The 2478-nt window shown below is 65.0% G+C and carries 2 protein-coding genes; both read right to left on the bottom strand.

Features of this window, described 5'->3' with window-relative positions; translation table 11 throughout:
* Positions 1 to 64: 64 nt before the first annotated feature.
* Positions 65 to 868, bottom strand: a complete 804-nt coding sequence (gene istB / locus AC1DFC_RS29665) for an IS21-like element helper ATPase IstB (protein ID WP_478180571.1) — start codon at positions 866 to 868, stop codon at positions 65 to 67.
* Positions 865 to 2358, bottom strand: coding sequence for an IS21 family transposase (istA, locus tag AC1DFC_RS29670; RefSeq protein WP_012747809.1), 1494 nt, complete (start codon positions 2356 to 2358; stop codon positions 865 to 867). Before istA ends, istB begins: the two co-directional genes overlap by 4 nt.
* Positions 2359 to 2478 lie beyond the last annotated feature (120 nt).

Here is a 2478-nt window from a genome sequence, read left to right on the forward strand (position 1 = left end):
TGCCCAGCGTCAACTACTTTGAGCGGCCAGCGTCAATTATCTTGAGCGGTGCAGTCGAGCAAGATCATTGAGTAGTTGTCGTTGCGCAGCGTTTCCGGCGAGCCGGCAACGCAGCGCGGCGGCGGTAGCTGTCCACGTTCATCTCCAGGATCGTGGCGTGATGGACCAAGCGGTCGACCGCGGCGATCGTCATGGCCTTGTCAGGGAACACCTCGTCCCATGCCGAGAAGGGTGCGTTGGCCGTGATGGCGATGCTCTTTCTCTCGTAGCGCTCGGCGATGAGCTCGAACAGTACGGAGGTCTCCGCCTGGTCCCGCCGCGCATAGCTCAGATCGTCCAGGATGATGAGGTCGAAGCGATCGAGCTTGGCGAGTTCATTTGGCAAGCGCAGGTCCCGGCGCGCCGCCTGCAGGCGCTGCACCAATTCGCTCGTGCGCACGAAGAGCACCTTGTAGCCGTGATCGATGAGAGCATGGCCGATGCCGGCAATGAGATGGGTCTTGCCCACGCCCGGCGGCCCGAAGGCGAGCAAGTTGTGCCCTTGTGCGAGCCAGCCATCGGCCTCGGCCAAGGCGGTGACGTGAGCCTTGGAGACCGCCGGAACTGCGTCGAAGTCGAAGCTGGCCAAGCTCTTGTCCGGTGGCAGTTGGCTATCGATGCGAGCGCGCGCAAGCCGACGCGTCTCGCGTTCGTTGACCTCCTGCTCGAGCAGTACGCCGAGGAAGCGTTCTGCCGGCCAGCCTTCGCGGTTGGACTGCTCAGCCAGATCGGCCCATAGCCGCTTCATCGTTGGAAGCCTCAGTTCTGCCAGCATGAGGGGCAGGCGCGCTGCATCGGCCGCGGTGCGCGCGGATGCAATCGTGTTCATGCGGCCTCCAGCAGATCGTCGTACACCGCGGTCGCCGGCAACAGGACCTCCACGAACGGCATCAATGCCGGGCGCGGCGCGAACTGCGCTCGCAACACCTCGATGTCGGGGAGTTCATTGCGCTCGCCCAGGGCGCTGAGGATTGCGGCGAGCTCGGTCACCACATTGGCCCGATCGGCCAGATCGAGCAGGTTCACCATCAATCGGCAGGCCTCCCGCTCGCTCAGGCGCTGGCTCATGTGCTCCCAGGCTTGGGCGTATTCGCTGCGCGGGAACATGGCATCGCGCAGCATCCATCGGGCGAAGGCTCCGGGCTTGCGTCGCAGTGACGGGAGCATGTGGCGCCAGTCGATGCGCTTGGGATGCTTGGTCTGCACGCTGCTGCGCAACCGCTCGCATTCGAACACCTTCACGCCGCCCAGCCAGGCTTCGAGGTGGGCGCTGTAGAGCCGAACCTTCAGCCGATGGCCAACCAGCCTGGACGGCACGCTGTAGTGGGCGGCCTTGATGCTGATCAGACCGAACTTGCTGACCCGCGCGTCGACCTCTTCGAAGTCCACCGTCCGTCGAGTTGGCAGGGGTCGGAGGCTGGCGCGCTCGATCTCCCAGGTCCGAGCACAACGTGCGTTCAGCCGCCGCACGGTATCTGCGACGAACTGACCGTAGCTCTCGAGGTTCGCGAACTCACGTGTGCCGCGCAGCAGCAGCGACTGATCCAGTGCGGTCTTCAGGCTGCCCTGGCGCGCTTCGATCGAACCGTTCTCGTGGCTCACGCCCGGATTGTTGCGGCTCGCGCGCAGGCCGTAGTGCGCGCACAGCTCGCGGTAGCGGGCGGTGAGTTCCTCCTGCTCGGCCAGGTTGTTGAACGCCGCCGACAGGCTGTCGGTGCGATGCTCTTCGGGCACGCCGCCGGCCATCCACAGCGCCTCCTGAAGGCCGCTCGCCAATGCCTGGAAGCTCTCGCCGCCGAGCACGATGCACGCGTGACGCCAGCCGCTGTGTGCGAACGCAAACTGATAAAGCCGGTGCGGCAAGACCACGCCGACGATGGTGATGGCCAACTCGTCGCACACCGTGAAGTCCGACAGGCCGAGCCGGCCAGGCGGATGCTCCTGGGCGAAGAAGATCTCGCGATCACCACCATGTTCGGCGCGCCACTGGCGTACCCGACGCTGCAGGGTGCGCAACACCGCACCATCGAAGCGCTGCGGATATCGAAGCTGCAGTTCCTCCAGCACTGTCACCGCCATCAGGCCAGGGGCAGCCTCCAGCATCGGCACGACCTCCGCCGCCCACACCTCAGTCAGCGGATCGGCGCGCGTGCGCCATGTCCGCGCAGGCTTCTGGGAGGGCAGAAGAACCGTCGATTCGATCCGGCGCGCGCTGGCCACACTCACCCCCGCCTTGGCAGCCGCAACCTCCTGGCTGTGCTTGCCGCGCAGTTCCTTGTACTTGGTCACTTGATGATCCGATATGCGTTTGCCGGGCAATGTGGCTGCCTCCTCTTGAGGCAAACCACTTTAAGACCCGACCGCAAACGCACCCCGGGCGCGTGCGTCAACCGCTCAGGATAGTTGTCGTCGACCGCTCAAGATAATTGTCGCTGGCCA

It is taken from the genome of Variovorax sp. 10L421, assembly GCF_056395365.1.

What these genes read in the sequence shown, in the direction of transcription:
- istB (WP_478180571.1), bottom strand. Translation starts at nt 868, where the DNA reads ATGAACACGATTGCATCCGCGCGCACCGCGGCCGATGCAGCGCGCCTG.